The sequence below is a fragment of the Halopseudomonas xiamenensis genome, assembly GCF_014219065.1.
Classification (GTDB): Bacteria; Pseudomonadota; Gammaproteobacteria; order Pseudomonadales; family Pseudomonadaceae; genus Halopseudomonas; species Halopseudomonas xiamenensis.
Genome location: NZ_JACLGO010000004.1, coordinates 75,136 through 92,465, shown reverse-complemented (window position 1 = coordinate 92,465; position 17,330 = coordinate 75,136). Strand labels below are relative to the sequence as shown.

At 64.7% G+C, this 17,330-nt stretch carries 18 protein-coding genes and 1 tRNA gene; 4 read left to right on the top strand and 15 right to left on the bottom strand.

The genetic code is table 11. The annotated features are described in order from the left end of the window. Window positions 1-10: 10 nt before the first annotated feature. From H6X51_RS04020 to argF, 4 genes are all read right to left on the bottom strand, one after another. Window positions 11-232 carry a hypothetical protein gene (locus tag H6X51_RS04020; protein ID WP_185266223.1) on the bottom strand — a complete coding sequence of 74 codons (222 nt, stop codon included), beginning with the start codon at window positions 230-232 and terminating at the stop codon, window positions 11-13. 117 nt (window positions 233-349) lie between these two features. Further along, complete coding sequence (locus tag H6X51_RS04015) at window positions 350-829, bottom strand: FKBP-type peptidyl-prolyl cis-trans isomerase (protein WP_185266222.1); 480 nt, start codon at window positions 827-829, stop codon at window positions 350-352. 73 nt (window positions 830-902) lie between these two features. Beyond that, entirely contained in the window at window positions 903-2,009 is a 1,107-nt protein-coding gene (locus H6X51_RS04010; protein ID WP_185266221.1) for an ABC transporter ATP-binding protein, read from the bottom strand. 16 nt (window positions 2,010-2,025) lie between these two features. Continuing rightward, entirely contained in the window at window positions 2,026-2,931 is a 906-nt protein-coding gene (gene argF / locus H6X51_RS04005; RefSeq protein ID WP_185266220.1) for an ornithine carbamoyltransferase, read from the bottom strand. Window positions 2,932-3,161: 230 nt separating this feature from the next. Here argF and grxD point away from each other — a divergent pair, with 230 nt between their 5' ends. Continuing rightward, window positions 3,162-3,488: a Grx4 family monothiol glutaredoxin gene (grxD, locus tag H6X51_RS04000; protein WP_185266219.1), complete on the top strand. Its 327-nt coding sequence runs from the start codon at window positions 3,162-3,164 to the stop codon at window positions 3,486-3,488. A 100-nt stretch (window positions 3,489-3,588) separates the two neighbouring features. Next, window positions 3,589-3,665: transfer RNA gene (locus tag H6X51_RS03995), tRNA-Pro, on the top strand. 58 nt (window positions 3,666-3,723) lie between these two features. Here the strand turns inward: H6X51_RS03995 and H6X51_RS03990 are convergent. Further along, window positions 3,724-4,020, bottom strand: a complete 297-nt coding sequence (locus H6X51_RS03990) for a hypothetical protein (RefSeq protein WP_185266218.1) — start codon at window positions 4,018-4,020, stop codon at window positions 3,724-3,726. Between the two features lie 154 nt (window positions 4,021-4,174). On the opposite strand from H6X51_RS03990, the gene H6X51_RS03985 reads away from it, so the two are divergent. After that, window positions 4,175-5,320, top strand: a complete 1,146-nt coding sequence (locus H6X51_RS03985; protein WP_185266217.1) for an AI-2E family transporter — start codon at window positions 4,175-4,177, stop codon at window positions 5,318-5,320. A gap of 220 nt (window positions 5,321-5,540) precedes the next feature. On the opposite strand, the gene glpK is transcribed toward H6X51_RS03985, so the two are convergent. The 3 genes from glpK to H6X51_RS03970 are packed head-to-tail and all read right to left on the bottom strand — an operon-like array spanning window position 5,541 to window position 8,598. Beyond that, entirely contained in the window at window positions 5,541-7,052 is a 1,512-nt protein-coding gene (gene glpK / locus H6X51_RS03980) for a glycerol kinase GlpK (protein ID WP_185266216.1), read from the bottom strand. A gap of 30 nt (window positions 7,053-7,082) precedes the next feature. Next, on the bottom strand, window positions 7,083-7,556 hold the full coding sequence (gene ybaK / locus H6X51_RS03975; protein ID WP_185266215.1) for a Cys-tRNA(Pro) deacylase: 474 nt from the start codon (window positions 7,554-7,556) through the stop codon (window positions 7,083-7,085). A gap of 7 nt (window positions 7,557-7,563) precedes the next feature. Continuing rightward, complete coding sequence (locus H6X51_RS03970; protein ID WP_185266214.1) at window positions 7,564-8,598, bottom strand: NADP-dependent oxidoreductase; 1,035 nt, start codon at window positions 8,596-8,598, stop codon at window positions 7,564-7,566. Between the two features lie 187 nt (window positions 8,599-8,785). Here H6X51_RS03970 and H6X51_RS03965 point away from each other — a divergent pair, with 187 nt between their 5' ends. Then, the gene (locus H6X51_RS03965; protein ID WP_185266213.1) at window positions 8,786-10,591 is read left to right on the top strand and encodes a hybrid sensor histidine kinase/response regulator; all 1,806 of its coding nucleotides are present in this window, start codon (window positions 8,786-8,788) and stop codon (window positions 10,589-10,591) included. On the opposite strand, the gene H6X51_RS03960 is transcribed toward H6X51_RS03965, so the two are convergent. The 7 genes from H6X51_RS03960 to H6X51_RS03930 form a co-directional block, all read right to left on the bottom strand. Beyond that, a complete protein-coding gene (locus H6X51_RS03960) occupies window positions 10,588-11,232 on the bottom strand; it encodes a response regulator (RefSeq protein ID WP_185266212.1) in 645 nt (214 codons plus the stop codon). The two genes, H6X51_RS03965 and H6X51_RS03960, sit on opposite strands and share 4 nt — an antisense overlap. A 79-nt stretch (window positions 11,233-11,311) precedes the next feature. Then, window positions 11,312-12,520, bottom strand: coding sequence for an MFS transporter (locus tag H6X51_RS03955; RefSeq protein WP_221627208.1), 1,209 nt, complete (start codon window positions 12,518-12,520; stop codon window positions 11,312-11,314). Window positions 12,521-12,524: 4 nt separating this feature from the next. Further along, window positions 12,525-13,070: an adenine phosphoribosyltransferase gene (locus tag H6X51_RS03950; RefSeq protein ID WP_185266211.1), complete on the bottom strand. Its 546-nt coding sequence runs from the start codon at window positions 13,068-13,070 to the stop codon at window positions 12,525-12,527. Window positions 13,071-13,086: 16 nt separating this feature from the next. Beyond that, window positions 13,087-13,815: a fumarate/nitrate reduction transcriptional regulator Fnr gene (gene fnr, locus H6X51_RS03945; protein ID WP_328795615.1), complete on the bottom strand. Its 729-nt coding sequence runs from the start codon at window positions 13,813-13,815 to the stop codon at window positions 13,087-13,089. A gap of 89 nt (window positions 13,816-13,904) precedes the next feature. Further along, window positions 13,905-14,633 (bottom strand): sulfite exporter TauE/SafE family protein, encoded by a 729-nt coding sequence (locus H6X51_RS03940; RefSeq protein ID WP_185266210.1) that lies wholly within the window; start codon window positions 14,631-14,633, stop codon window positions 13,905-13,907. 2 nt (window positions 14,634-14,635) lie between these two features. Then, window positions 14,636-14,866, bottom strand: a complete 231-nt coding sequence (ccoS, locus tag H6X51_RS03935) for a cbb3-type cytochrome oxidase assembly protein CcoS (protein WP_185266209.1) — start codon at window positions 14,864-14,866, stop codon at window positions 14,636-14,638. Then, complete coding sequence (locus H6X51_RS03930; protein ID WP_185266208.1) at window positions 14,863-17,328, bottom strand: heavy metal translocating P-type ATPase; 2,466 nt, start codon at window positions 17,326-17,328, stop codon at window positions 14,863-14,865. The genes ccoS and H6X51_RS03930 overlap by 4 nt, the downstream gene beginning before the upstream one ends. Window positions 17,329-17,330 lie beyond the last annotated feature (2 nt).

The following is a 17,330-nucleotide window of genomic DNA, read 5'->3' as shown; positions in this document are numbered from 1 at the left end:
TTGAACGGACTCAGGCTTTCTGCGTTTTGCTGACTGGCTTGGCTGCGCGTGGGCTGCCGTAGGTCTGGCCACTGGTGCCGCTGGGGATGCTCTGGATCTTGCCCCCGGAGGCGAGGAAGGCGGCGACCTGGTCGTCAATCGATGCGCTGGTGGCCACGGCCGGTTCGGCCTTGCGCTTGGCCGGAGCTGTCTTGGGTTTGGCTACGGCCTTGACGGCGGGTTTTGTCGACATGGAGTACACCTCGAAGCAGGAAAAACAACCATAATACACTTTATCTGTCAATAATGCTTGGGTTGTTTTTTCAGGCCGAGGGGCAGGGCTTGCCAGCCGGGGGCTGGCAAGCGGATCTCAGTGCTGGTGGCCGCCTACCCCATGGGCGTGACCATGGGCCAGTTCCTCTTCCGTGGCCGGGCGTACGGCGAGGATTTCCACGTCGAACTTCAGGTCTCGACCGGCCAGCGGATGGTTGGTGTCCACCTCGGCCTGGGACAGGCCGACCTTGACCACGGTGACCTGGCGCGGACCCTGCTCGGTATGGACCACGGCCATCATGCCCGGCTTCCATTTCTTCGCGCCCTGCAGGTGCTTGACCTGGACCTTCTGCGTGGCATTTTCCTGGCGCGGGCCATAGGCCTTGTCGACCGGCAGCTCGACGCTGAAGCTGTCACCGGCCTGGCGGCCCTCCATGGCGTCGACCAGGCCTTCCAGCAGGCCCGGCTGGCCGTGCAGGTAGAGCACAGGTTCGTGCTGGTGGGAGTTTTCGATTTCGCCATTGGCGTCGGACAGGGTGTAGTGGAACTGGACCACCGAATTTTTTGCGATCTGCATCAGATGACTCGTCAGGCTGGTTTGAAAGCCGCCATTATCCGGAGCTGCCGGGTCGTTGCCAAGTCGCCCGGCCTCAGGCCGAGCTACCACGTTCCAGTACCTGCTCCAGCGGCAACTGCGCACTGACATTCACGCTACCCTGGGCGGCGAAGACCACCAGGTGATCGGCGGCTACCCGGATACCGAGTTCCTCGCCCAGCAGATGGTCATCATGGCTGGGGAAGATGGCTTCCAGGGTGCTGCCGGTCGGCAGTCGCAGGCGGTACAGGGTGGTGGCACCGAGGAACACCTTGCCGGTGATGGTCGCTGTCTGGCTGCTGCCTTGCTGGCCGACGATATCGTCGGGGCGCAGCAGTACATCCACGGCGCTGCCGTCGGGCAGCTGGTAGGCCCGGTTGCCGCGAATCACGCCAAGCTCGGTCTGTACCGTATCCGGTGTCAGCAACTGGCCACGGATGAAATAGCCCTGGCCGATGAAGCTGGCGACAAAGGGTGTGGCTGGTTCGTGATACAGGTTGTACGGGGTATCCCACTGTTGCAGCTGGCCTTCGCGCAGCACCCCGACCTGGTCACACACGGCGAAGGCTTCGTGCTGGTCATGGGTGACCAGCAGGGCGCTGGTGCCCCGGGCCTTGAGAATGTCGCGTACTTCGGCCGACAGGCGGCGACGCAGATCGCCATCCAGGTTGGAAAAGGGCTCGTCCAGCAGCAGCAGCCGGGGCTCCGGGGCCAGGGCGCGGGCCAGGGCCACCCGTTGCTGCTGACCACCGGACAGCTCGTGCGGGTAGCGCTTGCCCAGCTGGTCGAGCTTGACCAGGGCCAGCAGCTCATCGACGATGCGCTTGCGTTGCGGATGCTTGGCGATACCGAAGGCGATGTTCTCCGCCACGTTCAGGTGCGGGAACAGGGCATAGTCCTGGAACACCATGCCGATGCGGCGCTGTTCCGGCGGCACCGTGCGAGTCGGACTGGACAGCACCTGGCCCTCCAGGCGGATCTCTCCTGCGGTGACCGGCTCGAATCCGGCAATGCTGCGCAGGGTGGTGGTCTTGCCGCAGCCCGAGGGGCCCAGCAGGCAGCCGATATCACCGGCCCGCAGGTGCAGGCTCAGGTCGTCGACTATCTTGTGTCCGCCATAGCCGCAGGCGAGGTTATTCAACTCCAGAACAATGTCGGACATCGACAGTCACCGTCAGTCAGTCAACCAGCAGGAATTCGACCAGTGCCTTCTGCGCATGCAGACGGTTTTCCGCCTGGTCCCAGACCACGCTGCGCGGGTCATCCATCAGTTCGGCGGACACTTCCTCGCCACGGTGGGCCGGCAGGCAATGCATGAAGATCACCGACTCATCGGCCAGATCCAGCAGTGCCGGGGTCACCTGGTAGGGTGCGAAGCGCTGCAGGCGGTCCTGGGCTTCGTCTTCCTGGCCCATGGAGGCCCAGACATCGGTGCTGACCAGGTGCGCGCCAGCTACCGCGGCGGCGGGATCGCGCAGTAGGGTCACCCGGTCGCCGGCCTGGTCGAGGAACGCCGGGTCCGGATCATAGCCCTCGGGGCAGGCGATGCGCAGTTGGAAGTCGAACTGGATGGCGGCCTGGATGTAGCTGTTGCACATGTTGTTGCCGTCGCCGATCCAGGCCACGGTCTTGTCCTTGATGCTGCCGCGGTGTTCCAGGAAGGTCTGCATGTCGGCCAGCAGCTGGCAGGGATGCAGGTCGTCGCTCAGGCCATTGATCACCGGTACCTGGGACCAGGCGGCGAAGGTTTCCACGGTGCTGTGGGCAAAGGTACGGATCATCACTGCGTCGCACATGCGCGACAGCACCCGGGCGCTGTCTTCCACGGTCTCGCCGCGGCCCAGCTGGGTGTCGCGCGGAGACAGGAAGATAGCCTGGCCGCCGAGCTGGATCATGCCGGCCTCGAAGGAGACCCGGGTACGTGTCGATGCCTTTTCGAAGATCATGCCCAGCACGCGGTTCTTCAAGGGTTCGTAAATGACGCCCTGGCGGTGCAGCGATTTCAGCTCGGTGCCGCGCTTGAGCAGGCCAGCCAGCTCTGCCGGGGAACAATCCATCAACGAAAGAAAATGCCGTACTGTCATGTTGTGCTACCTGGTTGCTTCGATCGGCTATCGACCGGAAATAGCGACCCTTACCGTGACCTGGCGGCCCGGTACAAGCCATACCTGAAAAAGTGAGAAGCCGGCATCTTATAGGGAAAATCCGCCGCAAGGCAAATGGCCTGTCGCGGTTGGGCATGGCAGGGTGCTTTGCGGTACACTGGGCGCCGTGATTACGCCCCTAGGCAAGCAACCGCCACCGAGGAACCTCCATGAGTACCACCATCGATACAATCAAAGACCAGATCGCCAGCCATCCTGTATTGATCTACATGAAGGGTGCGCCGAATGCCCCGCAGTGTGGTTTCTCCGCTCGCGCCGTGCAGGCCTTGATGAGCTGTGGCCAGAAATTCGCCTACGTGGACATCCTGCAGAACCCGGACATCCGCGCCGAACTGCCCAAGTACGCCAACTGGCCGACCTTCCCGCAGCTGTGGATCAGCGGTGAGCTGGTGGGTGGCAGTGATATCATCCAGGAACTGTTCGACTCCGGCGAGCTGCAGAGCATGGTTACCGAGGCAGTGGCCAAGGCTGAGTAATCTGCCTGGGATCAGATCCTAAGCACCGGGCGGCAAAAGATTTTTTTCAAAATGCTCTTGTGAAAAAACAACGATTATGTAAAATGCCGCCTCACCAATACGGAGCGTAGCGCAGCCTGGTAGCGCGTCTCGTTCGGGACGAGAAGGTCGCTGGTTCGATTCCAGTCGCTCCGACCAATACCAAAGCCCTGACTCGAAAGAGCCAGGGCTTTTTTGTGGCCTACCATCCCGGGCATCACTGCATGTCGTCGGCATCCTCGCCATTCGCCGATCCGGCGCCGCGCAGCTCTTGCAGCGCCTTGCTCGAGTGCACCACGCAAGCCTCGTCATCACCCTGGGCCTGGGCCTCTCCGGCCAGACGCACATGCTCATCGACCTGCTGGCGTGCGGCATCGCTGAGACCGTCCCGGTCAAGGGTGCTGTTGTCGGACAGCGCCTGCATGTTGGCTTCACAGGTAGCGTCCTGCCCCTGGGCGAACACGGCAGGGCTGGCCAGCAGCGCCGTGGTGAAAATCAGTGCAACGGTTTTCATGGCAATCACCTCATATTACGGATGTGGAGTGCCCCCAGGGTTGTGACAGCGACCAGCACGGGGTGTTTTATCTTTTTCGGGCGTGCTACCTGCATTGCCGTGCGACTGGTATTCTCCAGAGTCCTTCCCCCGGTGTGGACGAGAATGGATAGACATGTTTAACGAGAATCTCGAGAGCAAGAGTTTCCTGCTGTTGCTGGCGCTGGTATCGGTGGCCTTCGTCATGATCCTGTTGCCGTTCTACGGTGCGGTGTTCTGGGGCACCATCCTGGCGATCATCTTCCAGCCGATGCAGCGGCGCTTCGAGGCCCGCTTCAATCAGCGGCGCAGCCTGGCGGCAACGGTTACCCTGCTGATCATCCTGCTGATGGTGATTCTGCCGGTCAGCCTGCTGGCCGGCGCGCTGGTGCAGGAAGGGGCCAATATCTATCAGCGCATCAGTACCGGCTCGCTGGACTTCGGCAGTTATCTCGAACAGGTGATTAATGCCTTGCCGGACTTCGCCCGCGACCTGCTCGAACGTTTCGGCCTGACCGACATGGCCGGCGTGCAGGAGCGCATCTCCCAGGGCGCCATGGCCGGGAGTCAGTTTCTCGCGACCAAGGCGTTCAGTATTGGGCAGAACACCTTCCAGTTCCTGATCGGCTTCGCCATCATGCTCTACCTGCTGTTCTTTCTGCTGCGTGACGGCCGGCAGGTTGCGGCGGCGGTGCGTCGTGCGATTCCCCTTGGGGAAATCTACAAGCAGCATCTGCTCAGCAAGTTCACCACTGTGGTCAAGGCGACGGTCAAGGGCAACATCGCCGTGGCCGCGGTGCAGGGCGCGCTGGGTGGGTTCATATTCTGGGTGCTCGGCCTGCAGGGGGCGCTGTTGTGGGGCGTGCTGATGGCGGTGCTGTCCCTGTTGCCGGCGGTGGGTGCGAGCCTGATCTGGGGGCCGGTGGCCATCTACTTCCTGGCCACCGGTGCCATCTGGCAGGCTGCGGTACTGACTGCCTTCGGTGCGGTGGTGATCGGTCTGGCGGATAACGTGCTGCGCCCGATCCTGGTGGGCAAGGACACCAAGCTGCCGGACTATGTGGTGCTGATTTCGACGCTTGGCGGTCTGGCGCTGTTCGGGCTCAACGGTTTCGTCATCGGGCCGTTGATCGCCGCCCTGTTCATCGCGGCCTGGAGCCTGTACGCCGAAGCTCGGGAAGAGCATGAGGTGGTGGCGGTGCCGGCGGAAGAGGTGGTGGAGCCGCTGGTCGAAGAAGTGGTGGTGGTCGAGGTGGAGCAGGGTAAGGGGCCGGAGGGTTAGGGGGGTGCTTTTCCCCTCTCCCCCAACCCCTCTCCCGCAAGGGGAGAGGGGAGCAAAACGGTGATTGTCGGCGATCCCTACAAAGAGTTAACGTTACTTCCCCGTGGAGGCCAAGAGCCATGGCCGACTACAGCAGCCTTTCGATTCAGCACCCCCTTTCCGCCTGCACTATCGAGCTCCCCTCTCCCCTTGCGGGAGAGGGGTTGGGGGAGAGGGGGAGCTACTTCCCCACCCGCTCCCCACCAACAGGCTCACGCACCCGCCGTACCGCATTCAACCAGCCAGCATACAACTCCTCACGTCGCTGGGCTGGCATCAGTGGTGTGAAGCTACGCTCGCAGGACCAGTGCCGGGCGATATCCTCCAGGCTGTCGAACAATCCCTGCTGCAAGCCCGCCAGGCAGGCCACGCCCAGGGCGGTGGTTTCCGTTACCTGTGGCCGGTCGACCTGCACGCCGAGGGTGTTGGCCAGTGCCTGGACCATCCAGTTGTTGACCACCATGCCGCCGTCCACGCGCAATGAGGCGGTGGCCATGGCGCCATCGGCGTTCATCGCCTCGAGCAGGTCGCGGGTCTGGAAGCACACCGACTGCAGGCCGGCGGTGACGATCTCGGCGATGCCGGTGTCGCGGGTCAGGCCGAAGATCGCGCCGCGTGCCTGCGGGTCCCAGTAGGGCGCTCCCAGCCCGGTAAAGGCGGGCACCAGGTAGACGCCGCTCTGGTCGCCGACCTGCTCGGCCAGGGCTTCGGTTTCGTCAGCATGCTGGATCAGCTTGAGACCGTCGCGCAGCCACTGGATCGCTGCCCCGGCGACGAAAATGCTGCCTTCAAGAGCATAGGTGGTACACCCATCGAGCCGATAGCCGATGGTGGTCAGCAGCCGGTGCGATGACTGTACCGGCGTATCACCGGTATTCATCACCATGAAGCAACCGGTGCCATAGGTGCTCTTGACGCTGCCGGGGGTGAAGCAGCCCTGGCCGATCAGGGCCGCCTGCTGGTCACCGGCCATGGCGGCGATCGGTATGCTGGCGCCGAACAGGGCGGGATCGGTGTGGCCGAACTCGGCGGTGTTATCCAGTACCTCGGGCAGCAGGCTGGAAGGGATGTCCAGCAGTTGCAGCAACTGCTGGTCCCATTGCTGGGTGTGGATATTGAACAGCATGGTGCGCGAGGCGTTGGTGGCGTCGGTGCGGTGTACCTTGCCACCGGTCAGGCGCCATAGCAGGAAACTGTCGATGGTGCCGAAGCGCAGTTGGCCCTGTTCGGCACGCTCGCGCGCGCCTGGCACATTGTCCAGTAGCCAGCGCAGCTTGGTGGCCGAGAAATACGGATCGATCAGCAGTCCGGTACGCTGGCTGATCATCTGCTCATGACCGTCGGCCTGCAGTTGGTCGCAGAAGGCGGCGGTACGCCGGTCCTGCCAGACAATCGCCGGGTGGACCGCCTCGCCGGTGTCGGCATCCCACAGCACGGTGGTTTCGCGCTGATTGGTGATGCCGATGGCGCAGATCTCACTGGCTTGCAGGCCGGCCTCGGTCAGTACCCTACGCACCACCTTGAGTACGCTGTCCCAGATGGCTTGCGGATCATGCTCCACCCAGCCATCACGAGGGAACTGCTGGGGAAACTCCTGCTGGGCGACGCCGAGCGGCTGGCATCTACCATCGAACAGCATGGCGCGGCTGCTGGTGGTGCCCTGGTCGATGGCGAGAAGATACTGCTGCGGCATGGGCGTTGCCTCTCTGGTCTGGTTGGCCGCTCAGTCGCTGCGACCGATGGCGGCGAAGGTGGCCCGGGTCTGCCGGGCCAGGTCCTCGGGCTGCAGCTCGATCTCCAGGCCGCGCCGCCCGCCACTGACGAACAGCTGGGGCCATTGCCGGGCGCTGTCATCGATGAAGGTGCGCAGCGCCTTTTTCTGCCCCAGCGGGCTGATACCGCCGAGCAGGTAGCCGGTGCTGCGCTGGGCGGCGGCGGGGTCGGCCATCGCGGTTTTCTTGGCGCCGGCGGCCTTGGCCAGCAGTTTCAGGTCCAGCTGGCCGCCCACCGGTACTATCGCCACCAGCAGCTCGCCGGCCTCGGTACTGGCCAGCAGGGTCTTGAACACCTGGCGCGGGTCGAGTCCCAGCTTGTCGGCGGCTTCACCGCCGTAGGACTCGGCCTGCGGGTCATGTTCATAGCGGTGCAGCTGGTAGGTGATCCTGGCCTTGTCGAGTACTTTGGTTGCGGGCGTCATGCTTGGCTCAATCGGCGATCTTGACCACCATCTTGCCAAAATTCTGCCCTTCGAGCATCCCGATGAAAGCCTGGGGGGCGTTTTCCAGTCCATCGACCCGGTGCTCCCTGACCTTGACCTTGCCCTCGGCGACCCAGGGCGTCATGGCCTGCAGAAACTCGGGATAATGCGGGCCGTAGTTGTCAAAGATGATGAACGCCTGCATACGGATGCGCTGGCTGAGCAACAGGCGCATCAGCTGTGGCAAACGATCGGGGCCATCCGGCAGACTGGTGGCGTTGTACTGGGCGATCAGGCCACACACCGGAATCCGTGCGTGCGGGTTGAGCAGCGGCATGACCGCATCGAACACCTTACCGCCGACGTTCTCGAAGTACACGTCGATACCGTCCGGGCAGGCATTGGCCAGGTCGTCGGCCAGGCTGTCGAGCTTGTGGTCCAGGCAGGCATCGAAGCCCAGCTCATCCACCGCATAGGCGCATTTCTCCGGTCCGCCGGCGATCCCGACCACCCGGCAGCCCTTGAGCTTGGCGACCTGGCCGACCACGCTGCCGACCGGACCGGTCGCCGCGGCCACCACCACCGTCTCGCCGGGCTTGGGCTGGCCGATATCCAGCAGCCCCATATAGCCGGTGAAGCCGGGCATGCCGAGCACACCCAGGGCCTGGGACGGTTCGGCCATGTTCGGGTCCAGCTTGAACACCATGCTGCCGTCGGACAGGCTGTAGTCCTGCCAGCCGGCGGTATAGCACATCACCAGGTCACCGGCGGCGAAGCCGTCGAGGTTGGATTCCAGCACCCGGCTCACCGCGCCACAGGGCATCACCCCGCCGACCGACACCGGCTCGGCGTAGGACTTGGCATCGCTCATGCGACCGCGCATGTACGGGTCCAGCGACATCCAGATATTGCGCAACAGCATCTGTCCGGGACCGGGCCTGGGCACCGGGGTTTCCACCAGCTTGAAATCGCTGGGTACGGGGGCACCCACCGGGCGGGAGGCGAGTAGGATCTGGCGGTTGATATCGGCTGTCTGAGGCATGGCGAGGGTTCCGCTGTGAAGGTGAGTGGAGAGCTTCCGTGGACTTTAGCATGCAGAGCTGGTGCGGCAGGGTCAACCGCACCGCGGCAGCTTGATGATGGGGTATCAGCAAAGCCACTATATTGGCTGGAGGCGGGGAACGGCGTAGTCTTGTGCCGGAGCGACGAATCAGAAGGATAACAACAAGATGATGGTCGAAGCCGCTGCCGCGCCTGCCGAATCGTTGGACGAGCCGGCGTTGCTGGCCCAGCGTCATCGCCTCGGGCGATTGCGCTTTCCAGCGCCGATGGAAGCCGGGTTCATGTCCTACCTGCACCGCAAGATGTGCAGCCGGGTCTGGCCGGTGGCCGTCTCCAGCCTTGGCTTCATGCTGTTGTTCATCTGGGTGGACTACGCCTTCCTGCCCGAGTCGGTATACCAGCTGAGCATCCCGGTGCGCCTGGCGGTGCTGCTGCTGGTGTGCTACTGCCTGTGGTATTCCAACCGTGCCGATCGCGTGGTACCGGGCTCGGCATTCAATACCGCGACCCTGGGCTACGTCTGCACCGGGCTGATGGTGACCATGGTGATCCTGCTGTGCCGCCTGGAGCCAATAGGTGTCCCGGTGACCCATGACGGCCTGTACCTGATCCTGCTGTCAGGCTCCTTCCTGCTCGGCTTGCCGGCCCGTCATTCGGTGCTCGGGTCCTGGTTCATCGTGGCCAGCTACCTGCTTGGTGAGGCGCTGCTGGGTGCGTCCCGCCAGGTGGTGTTGGGTACCGGGCTGTTCCTCTGCTGCTTCACCCTGATGGCCAGCATCGGCGCCTATGCCTACGAGCATATGCTGCGCCGCGCCTACCTCAACGAGCAACTGCTGCAGGCGGCGCGGGTACGCGCCGAGCGGGAAAGCCAGAGCAAGACCCGCTTCCTGGCCACCGCCAGCCATGACCTGCGCCAGCCGCTGCACGCCATGTCGCTGTTCATTCAGCATCTGGACGAAAAAACCGTTGAGCCAGATACCCGCAGGACCATTGACCGGCTGGCCGAGTCCGCGCAGTTGCTGCAGGCGATGCTCAACTCGCTGCTGGACATCTCCCGTCTGTCGGTGGGTATGGTGCGGCCGCAGTTGCGGCACATCAACCTGCATGACTGGTTGCAGCGCCTGCTCGACAGTGTCGAGGTCAGTGCCCGCCAGCGCGGTATCAGCCTGCAGCTCGATTGCCCGCCACGTTGCGCGGTATACACCGACCCGGTATTGCTGGAACGGCTGGTGCGCAATTATCTCAACAATGCGCTGGTCCACGCCGGCGCCAGTCGGGTGTGGCTGCGGGTGACCGAGAGTGGAGCACAGGCACGCATCGCGGTGGTGGATGATGGCTGTGGCCTGAGCCGGGACGAGCAGCAGCGGATATTCGAAGAGTTCACCCAGTTGCGCAACCCGGCACGGACGTTGGACAAGGGGGTAGGCCTGGGGTTGTCGATCTGTCGCCAGCTGCAGCATTTGCTGGAGTACCCTTCCGGGGTGGATTCCGAGCCGGGGCAGGGCGCCTGTTTCTGGATCGAGGTGCCGCTGGGTGAATGGCAGGCGCAGCCGGCCACGATACTGGCGCCCAGTGGCGCAGCGCTCAACGGCCGTGTGCTGCTGGTGGAGAACGACATGGTCAACCGGGAGGCGATGGACACGCTGCTGCGCCACTGGGGTTGCGAGGTCAGCTGCTACGCGGATGCTGAGGCATTGCTGGGGCAGGGCGCGGCTGCCACCGAAGGGGCCGACCTGTTGCTCACCGACTATCATCTGGAAGGTCCGATGAACGGCCTGGAACTGGTCACCAGCCTGCGCCAGGCTGGCCTGTATGACGGGCCGGCGGTCCTGGTCACCGCCGACACCAGCAGCACGCTGGCTGATGCCGCTCGGCAGGCCGATGTCCTGGTCATCTACAAGCCGGTGCTACCGGCACGTCTGCGCCGCAGCGTGCAGTCGCTGCTGGCCGGGGCGGCCGGAACCATCGGTTAGTTGCTGACCAGGCCGTGCCGGCGCGCGGTGTTGACGCATTCGGTGCGGTTGTGGCAACCCAGTGCGGCGAATACCGCCTTGAGGTGCGTCTTGACCGTATCCTCGGACAGCGACAGGCGCTGGCAGATCACCTTGTTCGGCAGGCCTTCGGCGAGCAGATCGAGAATCTCCAGCTGGCGCGGGGTGATACCCCGTTCCCGGGCATTGGCCTGGCGGTCCAGCGGCTGGCTCTCATCGGCGATCAGCACCTGCTCACCGAACAGCAGGCGCAGCGCGGCACTGACCAGCATCGGCCCATCGGCGGTCTTGCTGATGAAGCCGGCGGCGCCCAGACGCAGCGCCGCATCCATGTCACTGGGGTTGTTGCTGCCGGTGAGAATCGCCACCGGTGTCAGCGGATCGATGCCGCGTAGCTTTTCCAGCAGCATCAGGCCATTGCCGTCGGGCAGGTGCAGGTCCAGCAGGACCAGGTCGTAGGTGTGTTGCCTGACCTGCTCCTGGGCCTCGGCGGCAGTGCGCGCATGATCCAGGGTGATGCCCTGGCACAGCTTGTTCAGGGTCAGGGTAAGGCCGTCGAGATAGATCTGGTGATCATCGATGAGCAGCAGGCGGGTGTCCGGGGGCAGTGTGGCTATGGGCATGCCGACAATTCCTTGGCTTGGTTCATCCTGAGACAGGACTGGCTTATTGTTCTGTTGCTGATAATAGGTAAGCCTGGCCTCAACGTCCAGTTGCCAGCGCGCGTCGCATATAGAGAATCAGTGCCAGGTTGACCAACAGGATCAGCAGGCTGCCGCCGACCACCGCCGGCCAGCCCGCCAGGCGCCAGAAGGGTGCCAGGTAGTAGATGCCCACTGCCGCACCGAGGTAATAGAACACCGAGTACAGCGACGAGGCGCTGGCCTTGCCATGTGCCGCCTGCTGATTCACCCAGCTGTTGGCCAGCGAATGGGTGAGGAAGAAACCGAAGGCGTTGCAGATCAGCCCGCCGATGATCAACCATAACTGGTCGCTCAGGGTAATCAGGCAGCCGAGCATGAACAGCAGGATGCCCCAAGCCATGCCTTGCGTGGCCCGGCCCGTGCCCACGCGCCCGGACAGGCTGGCCGACAGGGTGCCGGCCAGGTAGGTGAGGAATAGCAGGCCGAGGCTGCCGGCGCCCAGTTGCCAGGGCTCGGCGCTCAGGCGGAAGGTGATGAAGGTGTACAGGTTGATGAACACCATGAAGTTCAGCCCGCCGATCAGATAGGCGGGCAGGAGCGCACGATTGCCCAGATGGCTGGCGAAGGTGCCCAGGATGCCGCCCAGTGACAGCCGCTGCGGGCGGAAGGCGCTGGCTGCCGGTAGCAGCAGGGCGACGGCGAGGGTGCACAGCAGGCTCCCGGCGCCGACGATCAGGAATACCGCCTGCAGACCGACATGCTCGGCGACGAAGCCGCCGAGCAGGCGGCCACCGGCGCCGCCAACGGTATTGCCCCCGATATACAGACCCACCGCACTGACCAGCGCGGTGCGCTGCATGCTGTCACCGAGATAGGCGATGGCGGTGGCCGGCAGTACGCCCAGGGCGATGCCCAGCGCCGCGCGCAGCCATACCAGGGTGGTGAAGCTGCCGGCGAAGGCCATGCCCAGGGTCAACAGGGCGGTGAGCGCCATGCCGACGATCAGTGGGGCTCGTCGGCCCCAGGCATCGGAGAGCGGGCCGTGCAGCAGCAGCGACAGGCCCAGGGTCAGGCTGGTCAGGGTGAAGGCGTTACTAGCCTGCAGCGTGCTGACCTGATACTGCTGGGAAATCAGCGGCAACAGCGGGTGGATGACATAGAGGTTGCCGAATACCACCAGCGAAGCAAGCACCAGGGCCAGGCTGGCGCGACGGAATGCGGGCGTCCCCCGCGCGATCAGATCGGGTGTGCTGGCCTCGCCGGGCATGGACCTACTCGTTCTCTTCGAAGGCGCACAGGGTAAAGGTGGCGATGCCGGCATCCTGCATCAGGCGCGAGCCGCCGAGGTCCGGCAGGTCGATGATGGCGGCGGCTTCGTAGACTTCGGCGCCGAGCTGGCCGATCAGCCGGGCTGCGGCGAGGAAGGTGCCACCGGTGGCGATCAGATCGTCGAGCAGCAGTACCTGGTCGCCCTCGTGCAACGCGTCGCGGTGCACTTCGATATGCGCTTCGCCATACTCGGTAGTGTAGGCGGCGCTGAGACAGTCGGCGGGCAGCTTGCCGGCCTTGCGAAACAGTACCAGCGGCTTGTTCAGCTCGTAGGCCAGTACCGCGCCGATCAGGAAGCCGCGGGCGTCGATGGCGCCGATATGGGTCACCGGCGACTCGACGTAGCGCTGGATCAGGCTGTCGGCGACCATGCGTACCGCGCGCGGGGACTGGTACAGCGGGGTGATGTCGCGGAAGGTCACGCCCTCGCGCGGGAAGCCCGGAACCGGGCGGATCAGCGACTTGATGGTGAACTCATCGAATATCATGTGGCGATTCCTTGGTTCAATCGTTCTGGCCGCCGGCCAGGGCACATAGCTGAATATAGTCGAGGATCTCGATCTGCTTGCCGTCGGCCAGCAGCAGGCCCTGCTGCTGGAAGCGGGTGAAGACCCGCGAGACGGTTTCCACCGCCAGCCCCAGGTAGTTGCCGATCTCGTTGCGCGACATGGCCAGGCGGAAGGCCTTGGCCGAGTAGCCGCGGGCGCGGAAGCGCGCCGACAGGTTGATCAGCAGGGTGGCGATGCGCTGGTCGGCATTCTTGCGTGACAGCAGCAGCATCATTTCCTGGTCCTCGCGCAGTTCGCGGCTCATCAGCCGCATCAACTGCTTGCGCAGTTGCGGCAGTACCGCGGTCAGCTCGTCCAGGGTGTCGAAGGGGATCTCGCACACCGAGGTGGTTTCCAGGGCCACGGCGGTCACTGTATAGCGGCCGGTATCCATGCCGGACATGCCGATCAACTCGCCGGCCAGGTGGAAGCCGGTGATCTGCTCGTCACCCTCGTCGGACAGGCTGTAGGTCTTCATCGCTCCACTGCGCAGGGCGAAGATGGCACTGAACTCATCGCCCTGGCGGAACAGCACATCACCTCTCTTCAGTGGTCGGCCGCGCTTGACGATACGGTCGAGTGCGTCCATTTCATCGGCATGCAGGGAGATGGGCAGGCACATGCAAGCCAGGCTGCAATCCTTGCAGTGCGCCTCGCGGTGAAGCAAAGGTGTGGCATTGGGCACGGTTTCAATCCTCACTGTCGATGGCGAGCCGCCGAGATGACGTTGCTGCTATACGTCGGATAAGCCGCGATTCTATCACTGCTTGGCGGTCAATGCCCGGAATGAGGCGCTGCCGAATGCGCGTGGTCGCCATGACCACCCATGAGCCAGGCGGTATGCGGCCCGGGAATGGTCCAGATGCCGAACAGGATGATCAGCAGGCCGGCGGTGATGCGCACCAGGCGCTTTCTCAGCAGCGCCATCATGCGGTTGGCCAGCAGGCCGGTAGCCAGCAAGGTCGGCAGGGTGCCCAGGCCGAAGGTCGCCATCAGGCCGGCGGACAGGGCCGCATCGCCCTGGCTGCTGGCCCAGACCAGGGTGCTGTAAACCAGGCCGCAGGGCAGCCAGCCCCACAGCGAGCCGAGCAGGATCGCCTGTGGCAGCCGGGTCACCGGCAGGAGCTTGCGGGCGCGTGGCTCGATATGCTTCCACAGGCCGCGGCCCAGGCGTTCGATACGGGTCAGTCCTGCCCACCAGTTGGCCAGGTACAGGCCCATGGCGATCATCAGCAGACCGGCCACCACGCGCAACCCCTGGCCCAGGCCCAGGTCCTGGATCAGCCAGCCGAGACTGCCGAGCAGGGCGCCGGCCAGGCTGTAGCTGGCGATGCGCCCGAAGTTGTAGCCCAGCAGCACCCGCCACAGCGTCCAGCCCCGGCGCTGCTCGGCGGGAATGGCCAGGGTCAGCGCGCCCATCAGGCCGCCGCACATGCCGATGCAGTGGCCGCCGCCGAGCAGGCCCAGGGCCAGGGCGGTAAGGAATAACGGCAGCAGTTCCATGCTCAGGCCCTGGGCTCCTGCTCGTCGGCTGGCTGCTGGTCGTCCTTGGACTGCGGTTGTTCGGCCTGTTGCTGGGCCTTGAGGTGGGCTGGGTCCTCCTCATCGAACAGGATGCTGTGGGCCGGGCTGTCCAGGTCATCGTACTGGCCGCTGTTGACCGCCCAGTTGAATACCAGGATGGCGACGATCACCAGGACGATGGCCACCGGGATCAGTATGTAGAGGACCGTCATGGGCTGGGCTCCAGAAGGGGGGCGGGCCGAGGGGCGCTGCGTTGACGCCGGGTATTGCCCGGCAGGCGACTCAGACGCAGGGCATTGAGCACCACCAGCAGGGAACTGGCGGACATGCCGGCGGCCGCCAGGGCCGGTGTCACCAGGCCGAGCGCGGCCAGTGGCAGTGCCCCCAGATTATAGGCGCTGGCCCAGAACAGGTTCTGCAGCATGATGCGCCGGGTGCGCCGGGCGACCACGAAGGCATCGCTCAGTACCTGCAGTTGACTGCTGAGCAGCACTGCATCGGCGCTGGTCTTGGCCAGGTCGGAGGCTTCGCCCATGGCGATGGAAATGTTCGCGCTGGCCAGTACCGGCACATCGTTGACGCCGTCACCGAGCATCAGCACTGTCGCACCGGCGGCCTGCTGGCGCTGGACGAAGGTCAGCTTATCCGCCGGCGTGGCATTGCCGATGGCCTCATCGATGCCCAGCCCGGCCGCCATGCGCTCGACCACTGGTGCATGATCGCCGGACAGCAGCACTACGCGCAGGCCGCGGGCCTTGAGCGAGTGGATCAATTGCGGGGCATCACGGCGGAGTCGGTCATTGAGCACGAACCAGGCCAGTGGTCCCTGTGCATCGCCGAGCAGCAACCACTGGCCGGGCTCGGCAGGCACCTCCGGCGCTGCCCAGTTGCCCAGCTGTGCCACATAATCGGGCTTGCCGATGCGCAGCAGGCGGCCTTCGCAGATGCCCTCCAGGCCCAATCCCGGGTGGCTGGTGACCGACTCGGCCTGCCGCGCACTGCGGCCGAAGGCCCGGGCGATGGGGTGTTCCGAGTGCGACTCGATGGCCCGCGCCAGTTCCAGCGCCAGATCGGCATCCTGGCCGGCAAAAGGCTGGATGCGCTCCAGGGTCATGCGTCCTTCGGTGAGGGTGCCGGTCTTGTCGAGAATCACCGTATCGACCTTGTTCAACCCCTCCAGCACGTGCCCACGGGTGATCAGCAGGCCGAGCTTGTGCAGGCTGCCGGTGGCGGTGGTCAATGCCGTTGGCGTGGCCAGCGACAGCGCGCAGGGGCAGGCAGCGACCAGCATGGCGATGATGATCCAGAACGCCTTGTCACCATTGACCAGCCACCACCAGGCGGCCCCGACCACGACGATCGCCAGCAGCACGGTGAGCAGGAAGTGTTGCGCGACCCGATCGGCCAGCTGGGCCAGCCGCGGCTTGTCCGACTGGGCACGGTCCAGCAGGCGGACGATGGCCGACAGGCGGGTCTGCTCACCCACGGCGCTGACGCGGATCTGCAGCGGGCCTTCGACATTCAGGGTGCCTGCGGTGACCCGGTCACCGACCTGCTTGGCCAGCGGCAGGTACTCGCCGGACAGCGCCGACTCGTCGATGCTGCTAACCCCGCGGGTGATGACCCCGTCGGCGGGAAGACTTTCGCCTGGCTTGACCTCCAGCAGGTCGCCGGGGCGTACTTCGTCGAGCATGATGCGCTGGGTATGGCCGTCGGCATCGGTGCGAAGGGTGCTCGGTGGCAGCAGGTTGACCAGCTTGGCGGTGCTTTCGACCGTGCGCTGGCGCGCGCGCCGCTCCAGGTAGCGTCCGGCCAGCAGGAAGAAGGCGAACATCACCACCGAGTCGAAATACACTTCGCCGGAGTTGCTGACGGTAGCCCAGATACCGGCCAGGTAGGTGGCGCCGATAGCCAGCGACACCGATACGTCCATGCTCAGCCGGCGGTTGTTCAGGTCGCGCCAGGCACCGCGGAAGAACGGGACGCAACTGTACAGTACCACCGGCGTGGTCATCAGCAGCGCCGCCCAGCGCAGGGTGACGGCCATTTCCGGGGTCAGGTCCTGGTTGAAGCCGTCCCACAGGGCCATGGTGGCCATCATCACCTGCATGAACATCAGCCCGGCCAGGCCGAGGCGGCGCAGATAGCGGCGGTTCTCCTGGGCGATCTGCGCACTGGCCTGGTCCGGCTCGTAGGGGTGGCCGGCATAGCCGATGCGCTTGAGTTCGGCGAGCAGCGCCGACAACCGGGTACGGGTCGCGTCCCAGCTGAGGGTCAGCCGGTTGTTGCCCAGGTTGAGCACGGCCTCGGCGACCCCGGGCATCTGCTGCAGGCGCCGCTCGATCAGCCAGCCGCAGGCGGCGCAGCTGATACCTTCGATGAGCAGCTGGATATGCTGCTGGTCACCTTCGCTGCGTACGTAGCGCTGCTGCACATCGCTGCGGTCGAGCATCTCCAGCTCATCCTGCAGGGCCTGCGGCAGGGCTTCGGGGTTGATCGAGTTTTCCGTGCGGTGGGAGTAGTAGGACTCGAGTCCGCCAGCGATGATGGCCTCGGCCACGGCCTGGCAGCCGGGGCAGCACATGGCACGTTGCTCGCCGAGAATGGCGACGCGCCACGACGAGCCGGCCGGAACCGGCTCGCCGCAGTGATAGCAGGGAATGGGGTGGGCCATGG